Raw genomic sequence first — 20992 nt, 5'->3', positions numbered from 1 at the left:
CGAGACCAGGACGTTGATAGGTCAGGTGTGCACGTGCAGTAATGCACTGAGCTAACTGATACTAATTGCCCGTAAGGCTTGATCCTATAACAGGTATGTTTCGGCATACGGTTGAGGGATCCGTGTTGTGCCAGAAACAACGCAACCCCAATTCAGCAACAAACCTCTTTACGCTTCTTCCCGATTGGCTGCGGCGCTGACCAGCGACGCGGCAACCCGTCATGCCTGATGACCATAGCGAGTCGGTCCCACCCCTTCCCATCCCGAACAGGACCGTGAAACGACTCCACGCCGATGATAGTGCGGATTGCCCGTGTGAAAGTAGGTAATCGTCAGGCTCCCTATGCTGTACCGTCCAGAACCCCGGTCTCTCCTGAAGAGAACCGGGGTTCTGGCGTTTGGGCTTCCGATGCCGGAAACACAAAAAGCCGTCCAGTGGACGGCTTTTTGCATTAATCCGCTTCCGCAAGCACAGGCCTATTGCGTCGCTTTCTGAGCAACAGCTGCGACCGCAGCGTCCTTCGCCGAGGCAACCTCTTCTGCGACGTCCACAAGCTGCTCTTGAGTCAGTTCTTCAAGCAGCGCCAGGTCGCGCTCGATGACTTGCGGGACATGCGCGCGCAAGAATTCCACCCACGTCCTGGTTTTCGCGTCGACGAACTTGCGCGACGGATAGAGCGCGTACACGTTCGTCTTTTGCAGCTTGTGCTGCGGCAGCACGCGCACGAGCGTACCGTTACGCAGTCCTTCGATTGCCGAGTAGACCGGCAGCATCCCGATCCCCATCCCCTCGCGTATCGCCACCGCGAGCGATTCTGCGATATTCACCTGCACTGGTCCGTCCACTTGCATCTCGACGCTGCCCTCGGGCCCTTCGAGCGTCCACTCATGCGCCGGGAACGCAGGCGACTTGAGAATCAGGCAGTCGTGATGCGAGAGATCGGCGGGTGTGCGCGGCGCACCGTGCGTACGCACATACCCAGGCGACGCGCACAGAATGCTATACGTCGACCCTAGCTGGTGCGAAACGAGATCGGAATTCGGCAGCGATGACGCTGTAACCACCGAGACGTCACTGCTACCCTCGAAAAGATCCGGCATCCGTTGCGAGAGCGTCAGTTCCACGGTGACTTCGGGATGAAGCGCGCGATAGCGCGAAATTGCCGGCAGCACGTACTGCTGGCCAATACTCGCGAAGCTGTGCATGCGCAACGCCCCGGCCGGGCGTTCGTGCGCGCAGCTCGCTTCCTCTTCCGCGCTGTCGACGTCCGCGAGAATCTGCGAGCAGCGCTTGAGATAACGCTCGCCGGCGGGTGTGAGCGCAAGCCGGCGTGTCGAGCGGTTGAGCAGGCGGGTGCGCAAATGCGCTTCGAGCTCCGACACCGCGCGCGACATTGCGCCGGTGGTCGAATCCAGCGACTGAGCTGCGGCCGTGAAGCTGCCCGCTTCCACGACGCGCACGAACACGCGCATATTTTGTAACGTATCCATCAGACCTTCTTGTTCGGTGCAGAAACGATATTGTCCGCCTCTCGGGGCGCGCCATTGTTGAGTGATCTGGAACGGAGGTTCCCCGCGCGTCCCATTAATGCGGCGCAATGACGCTCCTACAATCGGCCCCTGTCTTCGAAACAGCCCGAGCGTTTGTCATGAGCCGCCAGCCTGCGATACATCGAGCGTTCGACTCGCGTCGGCGCGCGGGAATCATATGGCGCGCGGCCAGACGGGCGTTGCGCGACTGGCAGGCCAGCGACGGCGCGATCTGGATTCATCTGCTGAAAACGGTCGCGGCCGGCCTGCTCGCCATGGGCATCTCCATGCTGCTGGACCTGCCGCAGCCTCGCATCGCGATGACGACGGTGTTCGTCCTGATGCAACCGCTCTCGGGCATGGTGTTCGCCAAGAGTTTTTATCGCATAGTCGGCACTGCGGTCGGAATGGTCGCGGCGGTCGTGCTGGGCGCCGTGTTCGTCCAGCAGCCCGAGCTCTACATACTCGGGATGACGGGGTGGGTTGCCGCATGTACGGCCGCCGCCATGAGGAATCGCCATTTTCGCTGGTACGGTTTCGTGCTCGCCGGCTATACGGCAGCGCTGATCGGCATTCCGCTCGTGATGCAGCCCAACGGTCTTTTCCTCGCCGCACTTGGCCGCGGCGCCGAAGTGGCCGTTGGCATTCTCTGCTCGGGCATGGTCAGCGCGGTGATCGTGCTCCGACAGTCAGGCTCGTTGCTCGATCGCACTCTGCGCTCACGTTATCTGAATTTTACTGCGTTCGCTGCGGCGGTGTTGGCTGGGCGGCTCGAAAGGGGCGCATTCGAAGGGCGATTTGCGAGTCTCGTCGACGATGTCGTCGGCTTTGAGGCCACGCGCGCTTTCTCATTTTTCGAAGACCCGACGATGCGCTCGCGCAGCGGCCTGCTCTCGCGCCTGAATTCCGAGTTCATGGATGCCTGCGCGCGGCTGCACGCGTTGCGTCAGTTGCTCAAAAGGCTGCATTGGTACGATGCGGCGATCGCGCCGCTCGCGCCATACTTCGGCGAGCTTGCCGCGCTACTGGCTCAGCGGCCGCGCCGCAACGAAGGCGATCGCGCCTATGCACGGCGGCTCGCCGATGGGCTCGACGCCTTCCAGCGCACGCTGCCGCGTCATGTGCGCGAGACGCGGCGGCCGCTCGAACACAAGCTGCCCGATGCACTGCCCGACTTCGACACATCGGCCGAACTCATCTATCGCTTCACGACCGAGATCGTGCGCTACAGCCGCACGTGGGTATCGCTCATGGAAGCGCGTCCCGCGCAGGAGCCGCGCGCAGCGCGCTACGTGCCCCGCACGAGCTGGTACGTGGTGGCATTTACCTTCGTGCGCACGGCCGTGGTAGTGGCGGCGCTGGGCTGGTTCTGGGTCGAGACCGACTGGCCGAGCGGCGGCCTCGCGATGATCGCAGCCGCGCTCACGTGCGCACTCACCTCGTCGTCGCCGAACGCATCGCGCATGGCGGTGCAGATGGCGGTCGGCGCGGGCTTCGCCGCCGTGACGGGGTATCTCTTCACCTGCTACGTCTATCCCAATGTCGATGGCTTTCCGTTGCTCTGCTCGACACTCGTTCCGGTTCTCGCGATCGGCGCTTTTCTCGCCACGCGCTCGCGCATAGCGGGCTATGGCGTCGGCTTCTCGGTGTTCTTCTGCCTGCTGGCTGGCCCGGACAACGTGATCGTCTACACGCCGGACCTGCTGGTCAACAACGGCATCGCCGTCGTTGCCGCAATGCTGGTCGCCTCGCTCGCTTTCGCGGTGGTGTTTCCGCCGCACATGAACTGGCTCATCGAGCGCATGTGCGTGTCGTTGCGCGGCCAGGTCGTGCAGGCCTGTCATGAGGAACTGGTTGGCCTCGGGCAGCGCTTCCAGTCCGGCACGCACGACCTGATGCACCAATTGAGGCTCTTGCTGAACGGGCGCCGCCAGGCGCACCGGCGCGCGCTGCGCTGGATGCTCGTGACGCTCGAAGTCGGGCACGCCGTGGTCGATCTGCGCAACGAGGCGCACGCGGCGGACTGGCTCGACCTCCATGACGCGCGCTGGCCCGCGGCTCTCGCGCGCGTACAGGAAGACATCGCACATCTCTTCAAGAGCCCGGACGGCATCGCGCTCGATCGCGCGCTCAGCGCCGTGCGCGCCGCGACATGGATCGCACAGGAGGCACTCGCGACGGTGCATCACGAGCGGGAAAGGCGGCACGACGTGCAACGGCTGCTGAGTCATCTGCACTTCATCCGCAGCGCGCTGCTAGACCGCGATGCGCCGCTCGGGCCGCTGGCACGCCGCACACGCCGCACGCGTGGGCTGCTCAGGTCGTTGAAAACGCAATGAAAAGCGGCCCCGCCCGATCTTGCTGCAGTCTGGAAATATGCCTTCCACCCCACCCGCTTAATCAATTCCATCCTGAGTCATATAGTCACATCACTGCTTCGCAGTACCCATTAGCACTGGAGAGTAAAATGAAGTCCCTGAAGATCGCTGTTGTTGCCTGTTCGCTGTTTGCCGCCGCCGCTGCTTATGCACAGAACGAAGCACCGGCAGCGAGCGTCCCTCAGCAGGTCGCGCAGTCCGCTGCCCCGCAGGTAGCGCAAGCGCCCGCCCACCGCGAAATCGCAAGGCCGGCAAAGAAGGATGAATGCGTCGGCCCGGTCAGCTTCTGCAATATTTATTTCGGTAGCTGAGATCGAGAGCATGCCAGCCATGTGCAGGCGCACGCTGAGATCCTGTGCCGCGACGCCTTCATCCGGGCGCCGCGGCTTTGCGCATTGTGGCTGCGCAAAACACTGCAACAGTGTTTTGTGAAACTCGCAGTGCACGACCGCCGATGCAAGACCTGAAAATAAGCACCAGGCGATCAGAGAATTTGTGGAGACTTTGATGTACGAAGACCGTATTCGTTGTGCCGCCTTGCGCGGGAAAATCACTTCGGCTGCCGAGGCGGCCCAACTCGTGCGCAACGGCATGCGCGTTGGCGCGAGCGGCTTTACGCGCGCGGGCGACACGAAGGCCGTGCCGCTCGAGCTGGCGCGCCGTGCGCGCGAAGAGAAAGAGCCGCTGCGTATTACGCTGATGACGGGCGCCTCGCTCGGCCACGACGTCGATCGCATGCTGACCGAAGCGGGTGTGCTCGAGCGTCGTCTGCCGTTTCAGGTGGACGCGACGCTGCGCAAGGCGATCAACTGCGGCGAAGTGATGTTCGTCGACCAGCATCTTTCGGAAACCGTGGAGATGCTGCGCGCGAACCTGCTCGGCAAACTCGATCTCGCGATCATCGAAGCCGCCGCGATCACGGAAAGCGGCGCGATCGTGCCCACCACTTCGGTCGGTAATTCGGCGAGCTTCGCGATTCTCGCTGAGAAGGTCATCGTCGAGATCAACCTTGCACAGCCGCTCGCGCTCGAAGGCCTGCACGACGTGTGGATTCCTGGTCGCCGCCCGCATCGCGATCCGCTGCCGATCATACGTCCGCAGGACCGTGTGGGTACGACCGCTATCGAAATTCCGCCGGAGAAGATCGCCGCCATCGTCATCACGAACGAGGCGGACAGCCCCTCGACCGTGCTGCCCGCCGACGAAGAAACCGCGCGCATTGCCGGCCACCTCATCGAATTCCTGCAGCATGAAGTGAAGCACGGCCGCATGAGCGCGCAACTGCCGCCGCTGCAGGCCGGCATCGGCACGATCGCGAACGCGGTGCTTTCGGGCTTCGTGGATTCACCGTTCGAAGCGCTGACGATGTACTCTGAAGTATTGCAGGACTCGACTTTCGACCTGATCGATTCCGGCAAGATGGTGTTCGCCTCGGGCGCCTCGATGACGCTCTCCGCGCAGCGCCAGGCTCAGGTGCTCGCCGAACTCGACCGCTATCGCGACAAGCTCGTGCTGCGTCCGCAGGAAGTCAGCAACCATCCCGAAGTGATTCGCCGCCTCGGCTTGATTGCGCTGAACACCGCGCTCGAATGCGACATCTACGGCAACGTGAATTCCACGCACGTGGGCGGCACGCACATGATGAACGGTATCGGCGGCTCGGGCGATTTCGCGCGCAATGCGTCGTGCGCGATCTTCGCGACCAAGGCAATTGCGAAGGACGGCCGCATTTCCAGCATCGTGCCAATGGTGCCGCACGTCGATCACAACGAGCACGACGTCGATGTGATCGTCACCGAGCAGGGCCTCGCGGACCTGCGCGGACTCGCGCCGCGCGAACGTGCGAACCTTGTGATAGAGCGTTGCGCGCATCCGCTCTATCGCGACCTGCTGCGCGACTATTATCGCGACGCACTCAGGATTGGCGGCCAGACGCCGCACGATCTCGCGCGCGCGTATGAAATGCATCTGCGCTTCAATCAAACGGGATCGATGCTGCCCGAAGCGACGGGCGGACTCGCCGCGAACGTATAAGGCTCAAGGCGTTCGCTGTTTCGAAGCACACAAAACAAAACGGGAGCACCAGCAACGGTGCTCCCGTTTTTCATTGATGCCGCGATTTCGCTACGCTCGTCGCACGAGGCGGATGATGAAGAGCAGAATGACCGCGCCGACAATGGCGGTAATGATCGAGCTGATGATGCCAGCGCCGATATGAATGCCGAGCACACCGGCAAGCCAACCGCCGATGAACGCGCCGACAATGCCGACGATGATATCGACGAATAATCCGAAGCCGCCGCCTTTGACGAGAACGCCAGCGAGCCAGCCTGCGATTGCGCCGATGATGAGCCAGGCAATGATGCCGTGTTGCATATGAATAGACTCCCCTTGTTGGCGTGAAAGAATCACGGTGAGTGGAGCTTAGTCCAAGGGCGAATACGCGTCCATGAAACGCGGCCAGAATTAACAGTTTTTGAAAACTGCCGCCGATAGTTTTAAAAAACGCAACGAATTAGAAATGTATTCGTAAGAAATGCCGGTCGATGCAACGCGCAAGCCTCACTCGGGCGCGATTTCGGGTTCCGCGGCGGTCCAGCTCACGCTGGAAACGCCTTTTTCCATGCTCAGGCGGCTCGCCATGAGCTCCAGCTTCGACTGGTACTTCGGATGCAGGCGCATCGTTGCCGTCACGCGCAGGCGCGGCGGATCGCCGGCCAGGTCCTCGCTCGTGAGGCTCTGGAATGAGAGCGGTGTGGAGTACAAAGAATTCGAAAGCAGCGTGCGGATATGGATTTCGTCCTCTTCGCGGCAAACCACCGTAAGCACATAAGCGCGCACGAGATCCGCGTTCGAAACGGGGGACGCGTTGATGATGCGGCTCACCTCGCGCAGCACGGTATTCGTGAGCAGCACGACGGCGGTGCCGGCCACCGCCGGGCCGTAATGGCCCGCTCCGCACAGCACGCCCACGGCCGCCGAACACCAAAGCGTCGCCGCGGTATTGATGCCCTGAATCGAGCCCTTCTCGCGCATGATCACGCCGCCGCCCAGAAAACCTACGCCAGAGACGACATAGGCCGCGATTTGCGTCACGCCGGTCGAGCCATTGCCGGTCAGCACGCCGAGCGTGACGAACAGGCATGCGCCGCTTGCCACGAGCGTGATCGTGCGCAGACCGGCCGTGCGTTGGCGAATCTGGCGTTCCAGGCCGATGGCGACGCCGCAGGCGAACGCCGCGAGAAGGCGCAGGGCGAATTCGAGAGTCATCGTTTTGTCATGAAAGCGCAGGGCGGCCGCACGCCATGCGGCTCTCGCGCAAGGCGTGGCGGATGTATCGAGGTACATCGGAGGCTCGTGGATCATACGCGGGACGGGGCTTTGCGCCAAGCTGTCCGCGCTGTCATGTTCGAGTCAGGATCAGGCCACGGCTCGTGGGCGAAACTACTCCCATTCGTATGGAGATGGGAATGGCAGGCCGAATGAACGGGAGTTTCTGATGGATACGCTGCGCAATATGCGGGTCTTCGTGCGAGTGGTGGAGTCCGGCAGCTTCACGCGCGCTGCGGCGAGCGAAACGATGACGACCGCGCAGGTCTCGCGCGCGGTCACCGACCTGGAGTCGCGGCTGCGCACGCGGCTTCTTAACCGGACCACGCGGCGCATGTCGCTGACCGAAGCGGGCGAGCGCTACTTCCAGAGCTGCAAGCGGATTCTTGCCGACGTCGAGCAGGCCGAGGCCGAAGCCGCTGCTGCGCACGCGAATCCCTCGGGCAAACTGCGCGTGTACGGCGGCACGAGTTTCGGGCAGCACTATGTCATGCCGCTCATCGCGCGTTATCAACAGCATTTGCCGGAGGTGTCGGTCGATCTCACCATCGCGCAGCAGATGCCCGACATCATCGAGGAGGGCTTCGACGTGGCGGTCGTGGTGGCCGCCGATCTCGAGGACTCCGCGCTGATCTCGCAGCATCTGGGCAGCACCGCTGCCATCCTCTGCGCATCGCCTGCATACTTGCGCACGCGCGGCGAGCCGCAATCGTTCGATGACCTCGAGGCGCATACCTGTCTGCACCTCACCGATGCGAGCCTGCCGGCCGGCCAATGGGTTTCCGAGGGGCCGCTTGGCGAGACCTTCCGGCATACGGGTGTGACGCCGTTCCAGGTCAACAATCCCGAAGCGCTTGCGCTCGCCATACGCGAAGGCATGGGCATCGGCCCGCTGCCGGTGCCGGTGGCGCTGCCCGGTCTCGCCGACGGTACGCTGGTGCGCGTGCTGCCCACGCACACGTTGCAAAAGCTCAACATCTACGCGCTGTACGCTTCACGCCGCTATCTGGACGCGAAGATCCGCACCTTCGTCGAGTTTTTGCGCGAGAAGGTGCCGCTCGTCCTTGCCGAGCAGGAGACTGCGCTTGCCACATGCGACGCGCCGCTTCGCGAAGTGGATGCACACGCGGGCCCGCGAGGGACGCGTGCGCGCAGCGGCCGCGATCGCAACACGCACGACCTGGAGCGGCTGCGTCTTGTGAACTGAAGCAGTTAAAGAAGTCTTCGCGAAGCGCGAGCGTGTTACGGCGCGTTTCGCGGCTGCGGATTCCGGGCGCTACGCGACGCTGCAGCGGCGATCTGTCTGCGTTCCCGTGCCTTTTCGCGCGTCTCTCGCATTGCCTGTCAATTTCGCCATATTGGCGACAGCGACTTGCCACCGCCATTGCCTATGATGCGGCACTCGCTGGATGAATGCGTCCCCCGTCTCAAACCCTCGCCTGAATTGTCCGAAACACCGACATGTGGATTGTCAATCTCGCGCTGAAGCGGCCGTACACGTTCATCGTGATGGCCATCCTGATCGTGCTGGCCACGCCCTTCGTGCTCATGTCGATGGCCACCGACGTGCTGCCGAACATCAACATCCCTGTTATCAGCATCATCTGGTCATATACCGGCTTTTCCGCTCAGGATATGGCCGACCGCATCACCTCGGTCAACGAGCGCAGTCTCACGACCACGGTGAGCAACATCGAGCACATCGAGTCGCAATCGCTGCCGGGCATCGCCATCATCAAGCTGTTCCTGCAGCCGGGCGCGAGCCTGCAAACGGCGATCGCGCAAGCCGTTGCATCGGAACAGGCGCAGGTGAAGCAGATGCCGCCCGGCGCTACGCCTCCGCTCGTCATCAGCTATTCGGCCTCGAGCATTCCGGTGATCCAGCTCGGCCTTTCCAGCAAGTCGATGAGCGAGCAGGCGCTCGCCGACATCGCGATGAACTTCCTGCGCCCGCAGCTCATTACGATTCCCGGCGCGCAGGTGCCTTACCCGTATGGAGGCAAGACGCGCGTGATCTCCGTGGATCTCGACACGCGCGCGCTCATTTCGAAGGGCCTCACGCCCGCCGATATCGTCAATGCGGTCAACGCGCAGAACCTCATTCTGCCGACGGGGACGGCCAAGCTCGGGCAGACCGAATATCGTGTGGACACCAATGCATCGCCCGATACGATCGCGGGCCTGAACCGCATTCCCGTGCAAACGGTCAACGGCGCGACCACCTATCTCGGCGACGTGGCGCACGTGCGCGACGGCTTCACGCCGCAGACCAACGTCGTGCGCCAGGACGGCCAGCGCGGCGTGCTGATGTCGATCCTCAAGAGCGGCGACGCGTCGACGCTGCAGGTGGTGGGCGCGCTCAAGGACCTGTTGCCCAAGGCGCGCGACACACTGCCTGCCGACCTCGTCGTCAAGCCGCTCTTCGACCAGTCCGTATTCGTTTCCGCTGCCGTACAGGGCGTGGTGCGCGAAGCGCTCATCGCGGCCGCGCTCACGGCGGCGATGATCCTGCTCTTTCTCGGCAACTGGCGCAGCACGCTCATCATCGCCGTGTCGATTCCGCTGTCGATTCTTTCTTCGATCATCGCACTCTATGCGCTTGGCGAAACCATCAACATCATGACGCTCGGCGGCCTCGCGCTCGCGGTCGGCATTCTGGTTGACGACGCAACGGTCACGATCGAGAACATCGAGCGGCACCTCCATCTGGGCGCGAAACTGCACGACGGCATTCTCGAAGGTGCGGGCGAAATCGCCGTGCCCGCGCTCGTTTCGACGCTGTGTATCTGTATCGTGTTCGTGCCGATGTTCTTCCTCACCGGCGTGGCGCGCTTTCTGTTCGTGCCGCTCGCGCAAGCCGTGGTGTTCGCGATGATCGCGTCGTACATCCTCTCGCGCACGCTCGTCCCGACGCTCGCCATGCTGCTCTTCGAGGGTCACGATCCCGCCGCGCATGCGCAGCGCGCGCAAGGTTCGTTCTTCTCGCGCATCCATTGGCGTTTCAATCATGCGTTCGAGCGCGTGCGCGCCAATTACATCGCGCTGTTGAGCCTGCTGCTCTCGCGCCGCAAGGTCTTTGGCGGCAGTTTCCTCGCGTTTTGTCTGCTTTCGCTCTTCCTTGTGTTCTTCCTTGGCCGCGACTTTTTTCCCTCTGTCGATGCCGGCAACATTCGCCTGCACATGCGCGCGCCAACGGGCTTTCGCATCGAGGAAACCGCGCGCCTTGCCGACCAGGTGGAGCAGGTGGTTCGCGACGTGGTGCCGCCCGATCAACTCGAGACGATCGTCGATAATCTCGGGCTGCCCTATAGCGGTATCAATCTCTCGTACAGCAATGCGGGGACGATGGGCACGCTCGATGGCGAAATCCAGATCGCGCTGAAGCCCGATCACGATCCCTCGCGCATTTATATCGACAAACTGCGTGCGTTGCTCCCGCAACGGTTTCCGGGTGTCGAGTTCTTCTTCCAGCCCGCGGACATCATCACGCAGATTCTGAACTTCGGTCAGCCCGCGGCGATCGACGTGCAGGTGGTGGGCGCGAACCTGAACCAGGACATGGCGCTGGCGAGCACGCTGCTCAAGCAGGTGCGGCAACTGCCGGGTGCCGTGGATGCTCACATCGAGCAGCGCAACGACGAGCCCGCGCTCACGCTTGCAATGGACCGCTCGCGCATGCAGCAGTTGAACCTGAGTCCGCAAAACGTTGCGCAGGACGTGCTGATCGCGCTCTCGGGCAGCACGCAGACTTCGCCCGCATTCTGGGTGAGCCCGCAAAACGGTGTGGAATATCCGCTCACGGTGCAAACGCCGCAGTACCGCGAAACGTCGATGAACGAACTGATGGGCACGCCGGTTTCCGCACGTGGCACGAACGCCAATGCGCCGCTGCAACTGGTGAGCAATCTCGTTCAGCTCAGGCCACATAACGGGCCCGCGATCATCACGCACTACAACATCCGCCCCGTGATCGACCTGCTCGTGAGCGTGGAGGGCAGCGACCTGGGTTCCGTCGGCGTGAACATCAACGACATCATCCGGCACGCACAGGCGCACGCGCCGCGCGGCACGACCATCACCATGCGCGGCCAGATCGGCACGATGCGTTCGTCGTACGTGGGGCTGGGCGTCGGCATTGCGATGGCGGTCGTGCTCGTGTATCTGCTGATCGTCGTGAACTTCCAGTCGTGGGCCGATCCGCTCATCATCATCAGCGCGCTGCCCGCCGCGCTCGCCGGCATTGCGTGGATGCTGTTCATCACCGGCACGCACCTGAGCGTGCCGGCGCTCACTGGAGCGATCATGACCGTGGGCGTCGCGACGGCGAACAGCATTCTCGTGGTCTCGTTCGCGCGCCAGCGTCTGTCTGCCGGTGCTACGCCGCTCGCCGCCGCACTCGAAGCGGGCGCCACCCGCATCCGCCCCGTGCTCATGACGGCGTTCGCCATGATGATCGGCATGGTGCCGATGGCGCTCGGCCTCGGCGAAGGCGCGGAACAGAACGCGCCGCTCGGGCGCGCGGTGATCGGCGGCCTGCTGTTCGCTACGGTCTCCACGCTATTATTCGTACCCCTGATGTTTGCGACCGTGCATACGCGGCTCGCCCACCGCGCCGCCGCGAAACGCGAGCGCGAGGCGCAGCGCCGCGGTGCACGAGGCAATACCCGTTAAGTCAAAAGTGGCCGAAGACATGAACGAACCTCAGCACCATTCATCTCTCGACATCACGGTCGGCGGCGAGCAGGGCATGGACTTGCCGGCGCGCGGCCAGGCCGGCAAGCGCGCACGCTTCGCGGTGATCGTGGTCGCGCTGCTGCTCGCTGCGGGCGCGACGCGCACGATCGTCTCGAACCTCATGAACGCGCACCATCTCGCCGATGTCACGAAGCAGAACGCCAAGCAGTACGTGAGCGTCGTGCAACCGGTGCCGGCGGGCGCGGACGGCCGCATCGTGCTGCCCGGCACGCTGCGCGGCTATGTCGAAGCGCCGATCTACTCGCGCGCGAACGGCTACGTACGGCGCTGGTACGCCGATATCGGCGCGCACGTGCAACAAGGGCAGTTGCTCGCGGAGATCGATACGCCCGAGATCGACCAGGAACTCGCCCAGGCGCAGGCACAGCGCGATCAGGCCGCCTCGACGCTCGCGCTCGCGAAGACCTCGTTCGATCGCGCGCAGCAACTGCGCCAGCGCGATGCGGTCTCGCAGCAGGAACTCGACGACCGCCAGGGCGCATTCAACACGGGCCAGGCGAATCTTGCCGCCGCCGATGCGAACGTGCGCCGCCTCACGGAGATGAAATCGTTTCAGCGCATCGTCGCGCCGATTACCGGCGTCATCACGCAGCGCAATGTCGATATCGGCGACCTCGTGAACGCGGGCAATGGCGGTGCGGGGCACGCGCTCTTTTCGATTGCGCAGTCCGACCCGCTGCGCCTCTATCTCGACGTGCCGCAGACCTATGCGCAGCAGGTGGCGGTTGGCCAGCATGTGAGCGTGACCGAGCAGGAATTGCCGGGCGTCACGTTCGACGGCACCGTCACGCGCACGGCGCAGGCCATCAACGTGGCCACGCGCACGCTGGAGGCCGAAATCTCGCTGCCCAATCGCGACGGCAAGCTGCTGCCGGGCGCGTATGTGCAGGCCGCCTTGCAGACCGATTCGAAGGGCTTGCTCACGGTGCCGGGCAACACGCTGCTGTTCCGCTCGGAAGGCCCGCGTCTCGCGGTCGTCGATGCGGATGGCAAGGTCAGGCTCAAGGCGGTGGAAATCGCGCAGGACCTCGGGCAGACGCTCGAAATCAGCCGCGGGCTCGCGCCGACCGATCGCGTCGTGCTCAACCCGAGCGATTCGATTGCGGAAGGCGACAGCGTCGTCGTGGTCGCGCCGAACAAGACCGAAGCGGCACGCGAGGCCGCCAGGCGGAGCGCGACGTGACGATGCAGCGAAACATGCGGCCACGGCCGCTAGTCTGGTTCACGGCGCTCGGCGCGATCGGTCTCGCGGCCTGCACGGTGGGGCCCGACTACCGCGCGCCGCAAACGCAAAGCCCCGCAGCGTGGCGCGTCGATTCCGCCGATTCGTACTGGCACGCGGCGCAGCCTTCGCATGCGCCGCTCGATCCGCAATGGTGGAAGTCCTTCGACAACCCCGAGCTCGACGGTCTGGAAACCGCGGCGCTCGCCGAAAATCAGACGCTGCGCGTGGCCGTCGCGCACTACGCGCAGGCACGCGCCACGCTCGCTTCGGTGTCGTCGCAGCAAAGCCCGCAGGTCGGGCTCGACGCGGGGCTCGCGCGCGAGCGCATTTCCGCGAACCGGCCGCTCACGAACTACGCGACGCCCAACACGTCGACCGTGCAGAACCAGGTCAACATCGGCGCGACCGTGAGCTACGAGCTGGATCTGTTCGGGCGCATCCGGCGCATGGTGGAGTCGGCGCAGGCGTCGACGCAGCAGGCCGGCGACGATCTCGCCAACGCGCGCCTCGTGCTCACCGCCGAACTCGCCACCGACTATTTCGCCATGCGCGAACTCGACAACGAGATCGACGTGGTGAACCGCTCGGCGCAACTGCAGCAAAAGGCGCTCGATTTCGTGACCGCGCAGCACGATCTCGGCGCGGTTTCGGGTCTGGAGCTGCTGCAGCAAAAAGCCCAGCTCTCGGCAACGCAAACCCAGGTGCATCTGCTCGAAAACCAGCGGCAGCAGGAGCAGAACGCCATTGCCGTGCTGGTCGGCAAGTCCGCGCCCGAATTCACGCTTGCGCAGAAGGTCACGCCGCTGCCGGTGCCGGCGCTTCCCACCGGGCTGCCGAGCGAGCTGCTGCAGCGGCGGCCCGACGTGGCCTCGGCCGAGCGTGCGATGGCCGCGGCCAATGCGCAGATCGGCGTGGCGCGCTCCGCGTACTTCCCGGACATCACGCTGTCGCCCACTTTCGGCTGGGAATCGACGCGTTTTGGCGGCCTTTTCTCCGTGCCGAGCCTGATGTGGTCGGTGGGCGCGACGGCCAGCGAGGTGCTGTTCGACGGCGGCAAGCGCGCGGCGGGCGTGGATTTCGCGCAGGCCGGCTACGAGTCGGCGCAGGCGTCTTATCGTCAGACCGTGCTCACCGCGTTCCAGGAGGTGCAAAATGCGGTAACGGGCCTTTCGGTGCTGGAACGCGCTTCGAGCGACGGCCAGGCGGCCGTGGACGACGCACGCAAGGCCTTCGATCTCGCCAACGACCGCTATCAGGGCGGGCTCGTCGCGTTCATCGACGTGCTCAATGCGGAGCAGCAGTTGCTCGCCAGCGAGCGCCAGGAAGTGCAGATTCACGGCCAGCAGGTCGCCACGGTGGTTTTTCTCGCGAAGGCGCTGGGCGGCGGCTGGAGCGCCGGCGATCGCGAGATGGCATGCGGCGCGGGCACGTGCCGCGAAGTGCCGAAGGCCGAGGGCGGAAGCCAGGCCGCAGGCAAGGGCTGAAAGCGGGGCATACAAGAGGGCTTGAGCGAGCCCACACCAGGGTAGATAAAAGCGCGCAACGGCGGTCGCGAATCCGTCGGCCGGCACCGCCAGGGCAGCGCGCGAAGAGGAGGGCGGGCATGAAAGTACTGGTAATCGAAGACGAGCGCAAGGTCGTGGACTACTTGCGCAGCGGGCTCACGGAGCAGGGCTGGGTCGTGGACGTCGCCATGGACGGCGAGGAAGGCGCCTGGATGGCCACGGAATACGACTTCGACGTGATCGTGCTCGACGTCATGCTGCCGAAGCTCGACGGCTTCGGCGTGCTGCGCGCCGTGCGCACGAAGAAGGACACGCCGGTCATCATGCTGACGGCGCGCGACCGCGTGGACGACCGCGTGCACGGCCTGCGCGACGGCGCCGACGACTATCTCACCAAGCCGTTCTCGTTCCTCGAACTCGTCGAGCGGCTGCGCGCGCTCACGCGGCGCGCACGCACGCAGGAATCCACGCTGATATCGGTGGGCGATCTGCAGGTGGACCTCATCAGCCGCCGCGCGACGCGCGACGGCGTGCGCCTCGATCTCACGGCGAAGGAGTTCCAGCTGCTTTCGGTGCTCGCGCGGCGGCGCGGCGAGATTCTCTCCAAGACGCTCATCACCGAGCTGGTCTGGGACGTGAATTTCGAAAGCAACGCGAACGTGGTGGAAACGGCGATCAAGCGGCTGCGGGCCAAGCTCGACGGCCCGCACGCGGCGAAACTGCTGCACACCATACGCGGCATGGGCTACGTGCTCGAAGTGCGCGAGGAAGGAGGCCAGACGTCATGAAACGCTCGATCTCGCTGCGGCTTTCGGCGATGTTCGCAGCGGTGTCGCTCATCGTGTTCACGCTCACGGGTGCGGGCCTCTTCTTCCTGATGCAGCGTCAGCTCTTCAACGAGTTGCGCGAAACGCTCGACACGCGCGCGCGCATTGCGAGCCTGATCGTTTCGCATGCACCGGACGTGCAGAAGTGGGCCTTCGTGCAGGAAAAGCTGCGCGATCTCTCGCCAGCGGATAGCCGCATGCATTACTACGTCGAAGGCCCGGATCCGCGCTTTCGTTTCGGTACGCCCATCGTCGGCAAGGTCACCGGCGATGTGGGCCCGAATCATGTGCTCGTGCGCCCGCCCGGCTGCAGCTACGACATCATTACGACGACCTTCATCGTGCCCGCGAGCGGTGACCGCCCCCAGGTGAAACTCGTGGTCGGCAGCGACTGCGTGCGCACCGAAGGCATGCTGCGGCGCTTCGGCATTGCGCTCGGCGTGCTGATCGCGCTTTCCACCATCGCGGTCGCGCTGCTGAGCCGCGCGGTGACGCGCTTCGGACTTGCGCCGCTCACGCGCCTCTCGCGCGAGGCCTCGCAGTTGAGCCCGTCGAACCGGCGCCAGCGTCTGCACGCGGACGAACTGCCCGAGGAGCTGCACGAACTCGCCACGTCGTTCAACGGCGCGCTGGAGCGTCTCGACAAGGCCTACGAGCGCCTCGAATCGTTCAACGCCGACGTGGCGCACGAGCTGCGCACACCGGTGAGCATCCTGATCGGCCAGACCCAGGTGGCGCTTACGCGTGACCGTTCGGTCGAACAGCTGCAACAGACACTGCAGTCGAATCTTGAGGAATTCGAACGATTGCGCGTGATCGTGAACGACATGCTGTTCCTCTCGCGCAGCGATCGCGGCGAACGCGCGACGGACCTCGCGGAAGTGTCGTTGCGCTCGGAGATCGAACGCATGCTCGATTTTCTGGAAATGCCGCTCGAAGAGGCGCAGCTGCGCGTGCAAGTGCAAGGCGATGCGCGCGCATGGGTGAATACGTCGCTGATCGGCCGCGCTATGAGCAACCTGTTCGTCAACGCGATCCAGCATTCGCAGCCCGGCACGACGCTGCGCGCCACGGTCGCGCCGCAGAACGGTCACGTCGAGATTGCCGTTTCGAATCCCGGCGAGCCGCTCGATCCGGTGACGCGCGAGCACATCTTCGACCGCTTCTACCGCCTCCAGGAGGCGCGCTCGAACAGCCACGAAAACCACGGACTCGGACTCTCGATCGTCAAGGCCGTCGCGGAAATGCACGGCGGCACGGTGTTCGTGCGCAGTGCGGACGGCGTCAACACGTTCGGGTTTTCGGTGGCCGTGGACGGCGCCGACGCGCCCGAAGCGCCCATTGCCGGTATCGCACGCCAGGGCCGCGCCGGCTTGCCGCTGCACGTATCGCCCTGATGCAGCCATCAGGCAGCCCTGAAGCGGCGCTTACACGGGCTCGTCTTCCACGGGCGCGCTTTCGTTTTCGATGTTGTGCTGGTCCTTGCGCAGCAAGTCCCAGCAACTGATGAACAGCGCAGCGACGAGCGGCCCGATCACGAAGCCGTTGATGCCGATGAGCGAAATGCCGCCGAGCGTCGAGATCAGCACGACCCAGTCGGGCAGCCGCGTGTCCTTGCCCACGAGCACGGGGCGCAGCACGTTGTCCACGGTGCCGATCACGACGGAGCCGAAGACGATCAGCCCGACGCCCTTCGCCACCGCGCCCGTCGAGAGGAAGTAGATCGCAATGGGCCCCCACACCAGCGCCGCACCCACGGCTGGCAACAGCGAGAGCAGCATCATCACGAAGCCCCACAGCAGCGCGCCCTGAATGCCGAGCACCCAGAGCGCGATGCCGCCCAGGCTGCCCTGCACGACCGCCACCGCCACGTTGCCCTTCACCGTTGCACGGATCACTGTCGTGAACTTGCGCATGAGATGCAGCTTGTGCTGCTCGTCGAGCGGAATGGCGTCGCGCACGAGCCGCGAAATTTCGCGGCCGTCGCGCACGAGGAAGAAGAACAGATAGAGCATCACGCCGAAGCTCACCAGGAATTGCAGCGTGTTCTGCCCGAAGGAGAGCGCACGCGTAGCGACGAACTGGCTGATCTGCGCGGCGCCCGCCGAAAGGCGCTGCTGCAGTCCCGGAAGATCCATGAGGTCGTAGCGCGCGAGCAGGTTCTGAATCGACTCGGGCATGGCATGGACGATCTGCGTGAAGTACGCGCCGAAGTCGAGGCTGCCGCTGCGCACCTGCTGATACGCTAAGGCGACCTGCTGCACCAGCGTGGCCGTCACCAGCGTGAGCGGAAAGATCACGATGACGAGGCAGATGGTGAGCGTAATGAGCGCGGCAACGTTGCGCCGCCGCCCGAGGCGCGCGACGAGCCGGCGCTGCACGGGCTGGAAGATCAATGCGAGTATGGCGCCCCAGAGCACCGTGCTGAAGAACGGCGCGAGGATGAAGCAAAGCGCAATGGACACCGCGAACAGCAGCAAATAGAACGATGTCTGGTGAAGGTGCTTGTTGCCTTCCATGTGCGATGAATTCCAGTTAAAGCGGCGGGACGGACAATCGGCGGCACCGTCCGATGATACCGGCAAGGCGGCGCGGGCCGTCGGGCGCGGCGCGCCCGGTGGGTTACCGTGTGCCCACCAGCCGCACGCGCGTGATTTCCGAAGGCGCGCCAAGGCGCTTGGGCGGCCCCCAGTAGCCCGTGCCGCGGCTCGTGTAGACCCACAGGCTGCCGAGCTTTTCGAGGCCCGCCGTGAACGGCTGCTGCAGCCGCACGAGAAAATTCCACGGGAAGATCTGGCCGCCATGCGTGTGGCCGGAGAGTTGCAGCGTGAAGCCCGCGTCGAGGGCGGCGTGGGCCGTGCGCGGCTGGTGCGCGAGCAGGACGCGCGTGTTGACGTCGGCGGGCGCGCCGCGCAGCGCTTGCGCCGGATCGCTGCGGTGCGCGGGATCGAACTGGCCGCCCGTGTAGTCGGTCACGCCGGCCAGCACGAGGCGCGCGCCGCCGCGCTCGATCACCACATGCTGGTTCATCAGCACCGTGAGGCCGATGCGGCGGAACTCGGCAATCCAGGCGTCCGCGCCCGAGTAGTACTCGTGGTTGCCGGTCACGAGATACACGCCGTGATGCGCGTTGAGCTTGCCGAGCGGCGCGGTATGGTCGGCGAGATGCGCCACGCTGCCGTCCACCACGTCGCCCGTGATGGCGACCACGTCGGCATCGAGCTGGTTCACGGCGCGCACGATGGCATCGACGTAACCGTGCTTGATCGTCGGCCCGACGTGGATGTCGCTCAGTTGCACGATGGTGAAGCCGTCGAGCGCCGCGGGCAGACCGCGAATCGGCACCTCGACGTTGCGCACGCGCGCGCGCCGCCGGGCGTTGAAGAAGCCGAACCCGGAGGAGAGAAACGCGAGCACGATCACCGCGGCGGCGCTCACGGTGCGCCAGCCGGCGAGATCGATGGCCTTGGGCCACAGCGCCTCCACGGTCATGGCCGAGGCGAGTGCGATGTCGCGCGCGACGGTCAGCATCAGCAGCGACGAGAAGAAGCCCATGGCGAGCATGCCGATCCAGGCGAGGCGGTCGCCGAGCGGCTGGCGCCTGAAGCTCCGTGCGAGCATGCCGGGCGGAATGAACAGCACCGAGAGGACGAGCCACAGCACGGCGAGCCATTTGCCGGCGGCGGGCACCGGCAGGTCGGGAATCAGGCGAAAGCCGACATAAGCATGCAGGAGCACGCCGATGGCAATGAAGCGGACAAGAAACGAGAGTCGGGGCATGGCGGCGCAAACGGATGGGAGCGGACCGGCGTGGGCTGGCGCGCCGGGTACGGCGCGCCGCAGCAAAACCCAACCGTCGAAGCCGACCGGTGGACGGGTCAGGACAGGTAGGCTGCGCTGCATTTTACCGGCGCAGCAGACTTCGTGCCGTTCGGCAGCGGCGGTTTCCGGATGCGCATGCTGCAATGCGGCATGAAAGAGCCTGGCGATTATGCATGATTACGCATGGACATACATGCATGCGTGTATGCATAGGCCTCGATGCTTGACAGGCTAGGCGTGTGGCGGTGCGGCATTTCCCTGGATTGCCAGCGCGATCCTGTTCGTCGCACTATGTTCTCGTGGGGCCGGGCGCACGCTATTAAACGTCCATTGAATCGGCCCCTGCGATGGACTATGCTCGAAATGAGGCCCGTGCGGTTTCGGGCGCTCTGGGGGAGACGATCATGAAAGGAATCCGGCCGGTCGCGCATGGACTGCATGAGGGTTTGCATGGTCGTCACGTCGGGTACGAGGGCAGCCATGTCATGCTGCCGATGGTCGTTCTCTCGATCATGGCCATCGCGCTGTATATCGCGGTCAAGCACATCGATATTCTCGAAATTGGCCGAAGCGCGTTATTCGACGTCGTGATGGTGTTCGTCGCGCTCGGTATTGCGGGCATGTTCGGCGTGCTGGGTGCCTGGCTGCGATCCCGCACCACCGACGAACCCGCCGAAGGCTTCTGCTTCGTCGGCGCGCTCATCGGCGCGGCGGTGTTCTACATCGCGCTGCTCACCTGATTCGTTTGTCTGCAGTTTCGATTGATTCGCTATCCTGCGGGACGCGAGGACGCGAGGACGCGAGGACGCGAGGACGCGAGGACGCGAGGACGCGAGGACGCGAGGACGCGAGGCGGCCGGGTCCGCGCCGTGCGAAACTGCGTGTTTTCCCGCTCGATAGAAGCATTCCCGATGTTCGATCTTTTCGACGATACGCCTGCCCCAGACGTGGCCTGGCATCCGTCGTGGCTCGCGCCAGAGGCGGCCGCCGAGGCGCTTGCGCGCATCATCGCCGAGGCCGACTGGCGCCAGGAACGCATTCGCACGCCCGGCGGCTGGGTGGACCAGCCGCGCCTCACGGCCTGGCAGGGCGACGAAGGCGCGGTGTACGTCTATTCAGGCATCCGAAACATTCCGCAGCCGTGGAGCAGTCAGGTCGCCGCGCTGCGTGACGCCATCTCGACGCTTTGCGGCGTGCGCTTCAACAGCGTGCTGCTCAACCGCTACCGCACGGGCGCGGACAGCATGGGCTGGCACGCGGATCACGAACCCGAACTCGGCTCCGAGCCGGTGATCGCCTCGCTGAGCCTCGGTGCGACGCGGCGCTTCGACTTGCGCCACAACGCGACGGGCGTGGTGCGTTCTTTTCGGCTGACGAGCGGCAGCCTGCTCGTGATGCGGGGAAAGACCCAGGCGCAATGGCGGCATCGCGTGCCGAAGGAGCCTGCGGTGAGCGGCGAGCGCGTGAATCTCACGTTTCGTGTGATAACGCCGGTTTTGCGGAAATAGGCGGCAAGATCGCTACCAAATCGACGATAAATCACCGATCTTCGATTCGCTTGCCGCGCGCGCGGGAGTCACTTTGCGCTAAAAATCAAATAAGAATTTATGCGCATAAACG

Annotated in this window: 16 protein-coding genes and 2 rRNA genes; 13 read left to right on the top strand and 5 right to left on the bottom strand. The window is 64.4% G+C overall.

The features are described 5' to 3' along the window. Both C7411_RS16040 and rrf read left to right on the top strand, forming a co-directional pair. Positions 1-86 (top strand): 23S ribosomal RNA (locus C7411_RS16040); the annotation flags it as partial. Between the two features lie 138 nt (positions 87-224). Beyond that, a 5S ribosomal RNA gene (gene rrf / locus C7411_RS16035) occupies positions 225-338 on the top strand. Positions 339-477: 139 nt separating this feature from the next. Here the strand turns inward: rrf and C7411_RS16030 are convergent. Further along, positions 478-1491, bottom strand: a complete 1014-nt coding sequence (locus C7411_RS16030; protein ID WP_110385233.1) for a LysR family transcriptional regulator — start codon at positions 1489-1491, stop codon at positions 478-480. A 158-nt stretch (positions 1492-1649) separates the two neighbouring features. Between C7411_RS16030 and C7411_RS16025 the strand changes: the two genes are divergently transcribed. From C7411_RS16025 to C7411_RS16015, 3 genes are all read left to right on the top strand, one after another. Beyond that, entirely contained in the window at positions 1650-3869 is a 2220-nt protein-coding gene (locus C7411_RS16025; RefSeq protein ID WP_110385232.1) for an FUSC family protein, read from the top strand. 128 nt (positions 3870-3997) lie between these two features. Then, a complete protein-coding gene (locus C7411_RS16020) occupies positions 3998-4219 on the top strand; it encodes a hypothetical protein (RefSeq protein WP_110385231.1) in 222 nt (73 codons plus the stop codon). 196 nt (positions 4220-4415) lie between these two features. After that, positions 4416-5942 (top strand): acetyl-CoA hydrolase/transferase family protein, encoded by a 1527-nt coding sequence (locus C7411_RS16015; protein ID WP_110385230.1) that lies wholly within the window; start codon positions 4416-4418, stop codon positions 5940-5942. A gap of 90 nt (positions 5943-6032) precedes the next feature. Here C7411_RS16015 and C7411_RS16010 read toward each other — a convergent pair whose 3' ends face one another. Together C7411_RS16010 and C7411_RS16005 are read right to left on the bottom strand one after the other, a co-directional pair. Continuing rightward, entirely contained in the window at positions 6033-6284 is a 252-nt protein-coding gene (locus C7411_RS16010; RefSeq protein ID WP_042265070.1) for a GlsB/YeaQ/YmgE family stress response membrane protein, read from the bottom strand. 186 nt (positions 6285-6470) lie between these two features. Further along, entirely contained in the window at positions 6471-7178 is a 708-nt protein-coding gene (locus C7411_RS16005; protein WP_110385259.1) for an MgtC/SapB family protein, read from the bottom strand. A 229-nt stretch (positions 7179-7407) separates the two neighbouring features. Here C7411_RS16005 and C7411_RS16000 point away from each other — a divergent pair, with 229 nt between their 5' ends. From C7411_RS16000 to C7411_RS15975, 6 genes are all read left to right on the top strand, one after another. Beyond that, on the top strand, positions 7408-8445 hold the full coding sequence (locus C7411_RS16000; RefSeq protein WP_110385229.1) for a LysR family transcriptional regulator: 1038 nt from the start codon (positions 7408-7410) through the stop codon (positions 8443-8445). Positions 8446-8699: 254 nt separating this feature from the next. Further along, positions 8700-11909 carry an efflux RND transporter permease subunit gene (locus tag C7411_RS15995; RefSeq protein WP_110385228.1) on the top strand — a complete coding sequence of 1070 codons (3210 nt, stop codon included), beginning with the start codon at positions 8700-8702 and terminating at the stop codon, positions 11907-11909. Positions 11910-11928: 19 nt separating this feature from the next. Beyond that, entirely contained in the window at positions 11929-13176 is a 1248-nt protein-coding gene (locus C7411_RS15990; RefSeq protein ID WP_110385227.1) for an efflux RND transporter periplasmic adaptor subunit, read from the top strand. Between the two features lie 2 nt (positions 13177-13178). After that, a complete protein-coding gene (locus C7411_RS15985; RefSeq protein WP_243413183.1) occupies positions 13179-14702 on the top strand; it encodes an efflux transporter outer membrane subunit in 1524 nt (507 codons plus the stop codon). Positions 14703-14821: 119 nt separating this feature from the next. After that, complete coding sequence (locus tag C7411_RS15980; RefSeq protein WP_042265081.1) at positions 14822-15511, top strand: heavy metal response regulator transcription factor; 690 nt, start codon at positions 14822-14824, stop codon at positions 15509-15511. After that, the gene (locus tag C7411_RS15975; RefSeq protein WP_110385226.1) at positions 15508-16947 is read left to right on the top strand and encodes a heavy metal sensor histidine kinase; all 1440 of its coding nucleotides are present in this window, start codon (positions 15508-15510) and stop codon (positions 16945-16947) included. The genes C7411_RS15980 and C7411_RS15975 overlap by 4 nt, the downstream gene beginning before the upstream one ends. A 30-nt stretch (positions 16948-16977) precedes the next feature. Here C7411_RS15975 and C7411_RS15970 read toward each other — a convergent pair whose 3' ends face one another. Together C7411_RS15970 and C7411_RS15965 are read right to left on the bottom strand one after the other, a co-directional pair. Continuing rightward, complete coding sequence (locus tag C7411_RS15970; protein WP_110385225.1) at positions 16978-18069, bottom strand: AI-2E family transporter; 1092 nt, start codon at positions 18067-18069, stop codon at positions 16978-16980. 103 nt (positions 18070-18172) lie between these two features. Continuing rightward, positions 18173-19330 carry a metallophosphoesterase gene (locus C7411_RS15965; RefSeq protein WP_110385224.1) on the bottom strand — a complete coding sequence of 386 codons (1158 nt, stop codon included), beginning with the start codon at positions 19328-19330 and terminating at the stop codon, positions 18173-18175. Positions 19331-19776: 446 nt separating this feature from the next. Between C7411_RS15965 and C7411_RS15960 the strand changes: the two genes are divergently transcribed. After that, positions 19777-20112 carry a hypothetical protein gene (locus tag C7411_RS15960; protein WP_042265088.1) on the top strand — a complete coding sequence of 112 codons (336 nt, stop codon included), beginning with the start codon at positions 19777-19779 and terminating at the stop codon, positions 20110-20112. Between the two features lie 171 nt (positions 20113-20283). Further along, positions 20284-20880, top strand: a complete 597-nt coding sequence (locus C7411_RS15955) for an alpha-ketoglutarate-dependent dioxygenase AlkB family protein (protein ID WP_110385223.1) — start codon at positions 20284-20286, stop codon at positions 20878-20880. The last annotated feature ends 112 nt before the right edge of the window (positions 20881-20992 follow it).

It is taken from the genome of Paraburkholderia silvatlantica (genome assembly GCF_003096715.1).
In the GTDB taxonomy this organism is placed as follows: Bacteria; Pseudomonadota; Gammaproteobacteria; order Burkholderiales; family Burkholderiaceae; genus Paraburkholderia; species Paraburkholderia silvatlantica.
Note: the sequence above shows the minus strand (reverse complement) of the source record. Positions and strands in the feature narration are given on the sequence as shown.